Origin of the sequence: Bacillus sp. AR2-1 (genome assembly GCF_008368755.1) — a bacterium.
In the GTDB taxonomy this organism is placed as follows: Bacteria; Bacillota; Bacilli; order Bacillales; family Bacillaceae_G; genus Bacillus_A; species Bacillus_A wiedmannii.
This window is the reverse complement of sequence record NZ_QORY01000005.1, coordinates 117,033-124,647: the sequence shown is the minus strand read 5'-3', so window position 1 is coordinate 124,647 and position 7,615 is coordinate 117,033. Positions and strand designations below refer to the sequence as shown.

5 protein-coding genes and 1 pseudogene are annotated in these 7,615 nt (G+C 36.6%); 1 reads left to right on the top strand and 5 read right to left on the bottom strand.

Translation table 11 applies throughout. The annotated features are described in order from the left end of the window. Together DT250_RS04585 and DT250_RS04580 are read right to left on the bottom strand one after the other, a co-directional pair. Window positions 1-1,253 (bottom strand): metallophosphoesterase (locus DT250_RS04585; protein WP_179952833.1); only part of this gene is annotated, 1,253 nt, incomplete at its 3' end. 237 nt (window positions 1,254-1,490) lie between these two features. Then, a pseudogene (locus DT250_RS04580) lies at window positions 1,491-1,991 on the bottom strand (Rpn family recombination-promoting nuclease/putative transposase); the annotation flags it as partial. 300 nt (window positions 1,992-2,291) lie between these two features. On the opposite strand from DT250_RS04580, the gene DT250_RS04575 reads away from it, so the two are divergent. Continuing rightward, window positions 2,292-4,253 (top strand): M6 family metalloprotease domain-containing protein, encoded by a 1,962-nt coding sequence (locus tag DT250_RS04575; RefSeq protein ID WP_149212662.1) that lies wholly within the window; start codon window positions 2,292-2,294, stop codon window positions 4,251-4,253. Window positions 4,254-4,786: 533 nt separating this feature from the next. Here the strand turns inward: DT250_RS04575 and DT250_RS04570 are convergent. The 3 genes from DT250_RS04570 to iolE all read right to left on the bottom strand — a co-directional run bounded on the left by DT250_RS04570 (window position 4,787) and on the right by iolE (window position 7,554). Next, window positions 4,787-5,578, bottom strand: a complete 792-nt coding sequence (locus DT250_RS04570; protein ID WP_149212661.1) for a 5-deoxy-glucuronate isomerase — start codon at window positions 5,576-5,578, stop codon at window positions 4,787-4,789. A gap of 105 nt (window positions 5,579-5,683) precedes the next feature. Beyond that, on the bottom strand, window positions 5,684-6,529 hold the full coding sequence (locus DT250_RS04565; protein ID WP_149212660.1) for a class II fructose-bisphosphate aldolase: 846 nt from the start codon (window positions 6,527-6,529) through the stop codon (window positions 5,684-5,686). Between the two features lie 128 nt (window positions 6,530-6,657). After that, window positions 6,658-7,554, bottom strand: coding sequence for a myo-inosose-2 dehydratase (gene iolE, locus DT250_RS04560; protein ID WP_149212659.1), 897 nt, complete (start codon window positions 7,552-7,554; stop codon window positions 6,658-6,660). Between the last annotated feature and the right edge of the window lie 61 nt (window positions 7,555-7,615).

The following is a 7,615-nucleotide window of genomic DNA, read 5'->3' as shown; positions in this document are numbered from 1 at the left end:
TATACTGTAATTTCTCCCAAAACATATTGATAGTTATACGCAATATCTTTCTTCTTAATAGGACCTACATCCAAACGGGCATTATCGTTATCAATTTGATGGGCGACTACATCTGCTTTGATGTAGTAGAGCATGACTTCATGAAAGAAATCTGATAAAGGTGTCTCTTGAATCTGCACACTTGGAATACCCTTTATTTCATTTTCAGGAACAAGGTTTCTACCCTTTAATTGAGCGACAACAACATTTGCATCTCCTCTCGCATACTCGTGAAAAGGTGTCAGTGTGTCTTCAAGTGTAGGATCAGATACTATTGTTGTTCCATCAGTATTTTTTACAGGTATAGCTGTAGCAGTTTTATCTTTTAAAACCAGCTTTCCATTTTGCTTTGTAAAAGTAAGGTCAATACGTGAGATATGTGTTCCATATTTATCTGGTTCTGTAATAATAACGCCATTTATAACTTCTTTTTTAACAAGTTTATGCATATGAGCTGCAAAAATAGCACTTAGTTCCGGACAAGCATTCGCAATATCTTGAACACCAGTACCAGGGATTCCATTCTCATTTTCTAGTCCCATATGCATAACGCCTACCATTACATCTACTTTACCTTCTAATTCTTTAATTGCCTTTTTTGTCTCTTCTACTGGATTTTTCACAACTAAACCATCCAAATGATCTGTCCCTTTTTCAAAATCACTAATCATTGGTGTATTCATACCAATAATCCCGACTTTAATTCCACCTTTTTCAACAATTGTATATGCAGGAAGAAAACGCTCTCCATTTTCCTTATAAATATTTCCTGCTAGTGTCTTACCCTTATATTGCTCACTAACTTTTTTCAATGTATCTAATCCAAAGTTAAATTCATGATTTCCAAATGCCCAGGCGTCATATTCCATTGCATTCATCGCTACCATCATTGGCGATTGTGGCTGATCATTGAATAACTCTACTGAATTTCCTTGAATTGTATCCCCAGCATCTACTAATATGGTATTGGGATTTTCTTGACGCACCTTCTTTATAACCGTATAAAGCTGCGTTAAACTTCCACTCGTATTTGCACCATCAAGCGCATAATCCCAAGGCATAAATCTACCATGAATATCGGCAGTACCTAACAGTGTAATATTAACATCAGATTCCTCAGCTTTTGAGATAGATGGTTTGACTGTTACTGCTGTTCCAAGAAGTATAAGAATAACAAAATAACATAAATAGTTCTTCCATTTCATTTTTTGCATAATAACAATATTTCTCCCCTTTTTGTACTGTCATAAAATTGCTTGAACTTTAAAAATGTAACTTATTATTCAGAAAACTCAAACTACACAAGTGATTTTGCGGGTGATTCTGCATGAAAAACAAAAAATGATATAGAAAAAGCACTGCCGAATTGTTCAGCAATGCTTTTCTATTAAACGTACTATAACAATGAATGTCTACTTTCTGTTATTCATAAGTTCTATAGGTTCTTATATTTACTTTAATTTCAAGATACGTTCTATTTCCTCTACACTCAACTTACTTGCTTTTGCAATAGTTTCAAGCGGTACACCAATTTCATGCATTCCTCGGATCATTTGCATCTTACCTTGCTCAATGCCTTTTTCCATGCCCTCTTGTTCTGCATGTGCTAGCTTAGCTTGTTCATCTAAAAGTAATTTTTCTCGAGCTTCATATGCTGTTCGGAAAGAAGAATCATGGCTCATATTTTCCCATTTATTTATTGCCTTTTGTAAAATTGGATCTTGATTCATCGCAATCTCCTCCAATGTTTGAGTTAAGTATTCATCTTCATGTGCCGGTAATAATAACATCCAACGAACAAATGTATTTTCCTAAGGGTTTACTTTTTCTTCACGCTATTGTTTTACCAATTTCGGTATCTCTACAAAATGGATTTCAATATCGTCGCTTAATAATTGTTGCATTTTTGTATTCCATAATTGTCCGATAGTATGAAATTCATCATCCTGAGAAATTGAACTTCCCCCACTTTCACTTCTTTTATTTTAATAATTAGAGCAATAAAAAAGTAGTGAATTCACACTACTTTTTTTGTATATAAATTATTTGAAATCTTTTCTATCCTGTTTTATTGAATAATCTTGAGAAAACATTAATTTTATAAAAGATAACATTTTTTCAATTTCCTGTAATTATAATTAAAGGTATTCTGTTAGTGTTATACAGGTGTATCTGTCGATCTATTCCATGTATGAATTTAGTCTGGATATTAACAGAATATTCCATATACCAATGAAAAAGGGGGAAGGTTTATGCAAAGAATTTTTAAATTCCTGTTCATATCCGTTTTTTCTTTAATTTGTGTTTTGTATGTTCAAACGAACGCTTTTGCGGCACCAGCATACGATGGAGTTGTCCACATGAAGCAGCCGTCAGGCGAATCTTTTGAGGGCACGTTACATGGTGATGAATGGTTCCATTGGGTAAGTACAAAGGATGGTGACGTACTTTTACAAGATCAGAAGGGATATTGGAATTACGCTGAGCTTACATCAGATGAACTGAAATCGACGGGAAAAAAATATAAAATTGATAAGAAGCCTTCGATGGCGGTAAATGAGAACAATTTGAACAAATGGATAAAGAAATACAACCCTCAAGCAAAGAAAAAACAGGAGTACATGAATAATTTACAAATAGAAGCACCCAAAAATATAGATGGAACTGTCACTCCAGTTTTAGGAAATAAAAAATTGCTTGTTTTATTAATTGGATTTACAGATGTTGATATTGCATATAACGATAACGATTGGAGTAATAAATTCTTTTCTACAAATCAAAAGTCAGTAAAGAATTACTATAATGAAGTAAGTAATGGAAAAGTACAAATCACTCCAGCTTCCGAAACATATGGTACGCAAAATGATGGGGTAGTTAAAGTAAAATTAGACTACGCTCATCCGAGTACATCGGGAAAAAGTATGGGAACGGTTATAACAGATGCATTGGCTAAAGCGGATTCCCAAGTGAATTTTGCTAGTCTTGATACTAATAATGATCAAATCATTGACTCCAAAGATGGTTTCTACATTGTAACTGTTCTTGCTGGTAATGAACAGGCTAGTGGCGGTCCACTTCCAAATATTTGGGCACATCAGTCATATGCTCCTAATACAAATCACGATGGTGTTACAGTATCAGGACTGTATACAGCGCAGGGTGAAAAACAATATGGTCATATGGCGACAATTGGTATACCTGCTCATGAGTTAGGACATTCTTTTGGTCTTCCAGATCTATATGGTGACAATAACCGTGTGGGTAGTCTAAGTATAATGGGGAATGGGGCTTGGAATAGTCTGCCAGGAGAAGAGTATGGAACTACGCCAGATCATATGGATGCTTGGTCCAAGGTAAAACTAGGCTTTGTAACGCCAAATGTAGTAAATACCAGCAACAATTTTACTCTAAATGCGATCCCAAATAACTATAATGTGTTAAAGATTCCTTTAAAGGATAATACGTATTTTTTAGTTGAGAATCGCGCAAAGGTTGGGTATGATGCGAGCTTACCAACTAATTCTGGTGGTATTGCGGTTTGGCATATTGATGAATCGATGAATAATAATTCCAGTGATCCTCATCCTTTCATTGATATAGAACAATCTATCAGTGAATACCAAGACCCTTTCTATTACACGAATCAAAATCATGCTGCTACCTTTGGTCCAGACACCAATCCGAATAGTAATACCTACACGGGAGAAAAATCAGGAGTAACAATTACAACTACAAGTACAAGTAATTCTGCAATGAATGTAGCAGTCACAACAAAAGAAGCTAGTTTAATTCCGCAAACAAACTGGTCACTAAAATATGTAGATAGCTATAATTGGTACAATTTAGGTACGTATGCCTTTGATGGAAACAAAGACACATTTTGGCATACAAACTGGAGCCCCGTAGCTCCAATGCCGCACGAGATTCAAATTGATTTAGGTGCAACCTATAATCTCTCCAAATTCAGCTACTTGCCAAGGCAAGACGGCCAAATAAATGGAACGATTAAGGACTATGAGTTTTACGTCAGTAGTGATGGAGTGAACTGGGGAACAGCTGTATCCATAGGTGCTTTTGCAAATAATACTAATTTGAAAGAAGTCAGCTTTGCGAACAAGACAGGTCGTTATATTAGACTACGTGCATTAAGCGAGGTAAACAATAATCCATGGACAAGTGCGGCTGAAATCAATGTATTTGGAGTGGCTCAATAATATATTTTGTAAGGGTATAACGCTACGTGAACTACTCGCCACTTAGCAAAGCTTGAAGTGGGAGCTTCTCAGTTCCACGACGAAATTAACCTTTCGTCTCCCTGAGCGTTACTTCGGGGTGTTCCACCCCTAGATGTCCAACGCATGGATGCTCTTTTGGTACGGTTGATATTTTACGCAGGAACCGAATGGCTTGGTTTTCGCACTCTATTTTCTTCCTGCAACCTTCTATATCAAGTTATCAAAGAACTTCATATAGCTAGTTTATCAAAAGTTTTTGGCTATGCCAAACCGAAATTCATCTCCCACCTATCGTTGGGCTACGCCCTTCACACGCTTGAGGAAGGAGAATTCTTTCGGGGAATACGTTAAAAAGGTTATCATCCGCTGAGAGTTTCGCTCGGCATTTGATAACCTTTTTATTCTATATATTTAAAACTGAAACCTGTTAGGGATTATTGCGTATACAAATCTTTCAATCACCTACGATTCAGCTTTTCAAATTTTTTTTGCACCAGAACCTTTATTTTTATCTATTCCTTTTCTGGCCAAATTTTTGCGTTTGGTTCTAATAACCACTTGTGTTCTTCCTCCATGATACGATCATTCCATGGATTATTTTCAAGATGTCGAATCATCCAACAAAAATACATGGCATATCCAGGCGCTGTTGCTTGTGGATGGTCTAGCTCACCTGGAATTGTAATAAAGCTATTATGTACAACGCGATATGCATCCTCACCAACCATTGCACATCCAAATCCCTGTGGCTTATTAAAGCGATAATAATATACCTCTGGCTGATCATGGTGATGTGGTGGATAACTGGACCATCGCCCTGGATAAGAAATAACTTCTCCTACTACCATATTAGAATATGCTGCATTGTTATAGTCAAAAATTGTACGAATAACACGCTGCGCCGTTCCCTCCCATACTCCATCTCCAGCTACAACACTTTGACACTCATTTGGAGTATATAACTTAGACGCAAATTCTTGATCATTATCTGTTTTTTGAACAAGCACTTCACTATCTGAAAGAGCAGTAATGGTAACCTTCACATTTTTAGATACATGTAAGCACCAAGGGTTTTCTTCAAACACAGACTGTCTTTGAATAACTTGTTCCATTCCTTCCCACTCTAAACGTATTACCCCTTCCAGTAAAAGAACCGCTGTTTCATTCTTATCATCAAATAGCAACTCTTCTTTCCCATTAGACATCTTATATATGCCTATATCCATTAACATATCACTGCATTGACCGTTCATTTCTGTTAATACATTATATCCTTCATTTAATTCACCCAATTTTCCCAACATGGCTTTCTCCCCCTTTTATTTAATGGCTACTCAATCATTCTCTACTTTTGTCAGCTAACTACATTCCGAGTTTCGTCTAACTATTACTGAACAAAACTTTTGTGATTATGCTCTGTCTTCACTTCCGAATATTTGCATATGACTTTTAACGTTTTCGTATGCAGCCCTAATAACATCCTGGTGGTACGTAAAGTAATCTGAATACGGAGTATTCATGACGGCAGTGTTAACCGTAGTAATTACATTCTGAAATGTGGCTGTTGCTACATTAATTTTACGAACACCATGTTGAATACATTGCTTGAAATCCTCTGAACTAATACCAGAACCACCATGTAATACGAGTGGAATATGGACTACCTCATTAATCTCTTGTAGGCAGTCTAATCGTAAATCAGGATCGCCATTGTACATACCATGCGCATTTCCAATTGCAACAGCTAACGCATCAACGTCTGTTTCTTCTGCAAATCGTTTTGCTTCTGTAGTGCTTGTCAGCAACATTTCAATATCTTCTGATCCGTCCTCACTACCACCAACTCTGCCAATCTCAGCCTCTACCGTCGCTCCATACTGTTTCGCAAGTTCTACAATTTCTTTTGTCTTTTGGATATTCTCTTCTAACGGATAGTGAGATCCATCAAACATAACCGAGCTAAAACCAATCTCTAACGTCTCTTTAATCTTTTCAAACGTCATCCCGTGATCAAAGTGAACTGCTAATGGAACAGTTGCTTTTTTCGCTGCAGCTACCATCAAAGGACCAATCATATGAATTGGCGAATGATTCAAACGAACTTCCGCAATTTGTAGAATAAGCGGTGAACTTAACTCTTCAGCTGCTTTAATAGCTCCCATTACCATTTCCATATTAGCGACACTAAAAGCTCCAACCCCATAATTCTCTTGATTTGCTTTCATTAAAATATCCTTCATTTGAACTAATGGCATTACATACTCCCCTATTTCAATATTATTTATTACATGTAAAACCAACCGTCATGTCTTTTTACCCCTTTTGTAAGAAGAGATGTTGATTACCATACCATTTACTTAGGGATAATCTTAAAATGCTTAAATTACAGACCTGCTTTTTCTTGTATAAATTTTCGGGCTTTTAATGCGTATTCAAAAGGATTCGCTAAAGCTGGGTCTTGCTCTGCTTCTACCACAAACCACCCTTGATAATCAGAATTTGCAAGGATAGTAAACACTTCATCAAATACAATTACGCCATCCCCGGGAACTGTAAATGCCCCATTCTTCACTGCCTGTAAGAAGCTCAATTCGTTTTCCTTTACAGCATCTACTACTTCTTGACGAATATCTTTTAAATGTACGTGTTTAATACGCGGTAAATATTTTTTCAAAACATAAAGTGGCTCTTCCCCTGAAAAAACAAGATGACCTGTATCAAAAAGCAGAGATACAAGCGCTGGATCAGTCATGTCCATTAACTTTTCAATTTCTGCCGTTGTTTGAACACCCGTACCCATATGATGATGGTATACAATATGTAGCCCCTTTTCCTGAGCTAATTTACCGAGGTGATGTAATCCATCCGCAAGCTTATCCCACTCTTCTTCTGTAAAAACAGGCTTATTTTTATATAGTGGTACATCCATTAACCCTTGAATACTATGCCCTTGCTCTGAAACAACGATGACTTTTGCACCCATGTCATGCAAGAAATCCCTATGCTTAATAAATGCTTGTACTGTCTCTTCAAGCGGCTTCGTTGTTAAAAACGTACTAAACCATGCACTAGCAATCTCCAAGTTTCGTAATTCTAAAGATTTTTTTAATACAACTATATTTCTCGGATATTTATTCCCTACTTCACTTCCATTAAATCCAGCTAGTGCCATCTCACTAATACATTGTTCAAACGTATTTTCTGCCCCTAGCTCCGGCATATCATCATTTGTCCAAGCAATTGGTGCAATTCCAAGCTTAACTGTATTTTCTTTAAACATCCCCTTGTCTCTCCTCTTTACAAAATGTGATAGAATTTCGCCAAATTCTCTTAACCGGTTA

What these genes read in the sequence shown, in the direction of transcription:
- DT250_RS04575 (WP_149212662.1), top strand. Translation starts at nt 2,292, where the DNA reads ATGCAAAGAATTTTTAAATTCCTGTTCATATCCGTTTTTTCTTTAATT.
- DT250_RS04570 (WP_149212661.1), bottom strand. Translation starts at nt 5,578, where the DNA reads ATGTTGGGAAAATTGGGTGAATTAAATGAAGGATATAATGTATTAACA.
- DT250_RS04565 (WP_149212660.1), bottom strand. Translation starts at nt 6,529, where the DNA reads ATGCCATTAGTTCAAATGAAGGATATTTTAATGAAAGCAAATCAAGAG.
- iolE (WP_149212659.1), bottom strand. Translation starts at nt 7,554, where the DNA reads ATGTTTAAAGAAAATACAGTTAAGCTTGGAATTGCACCAATTGCTTGG.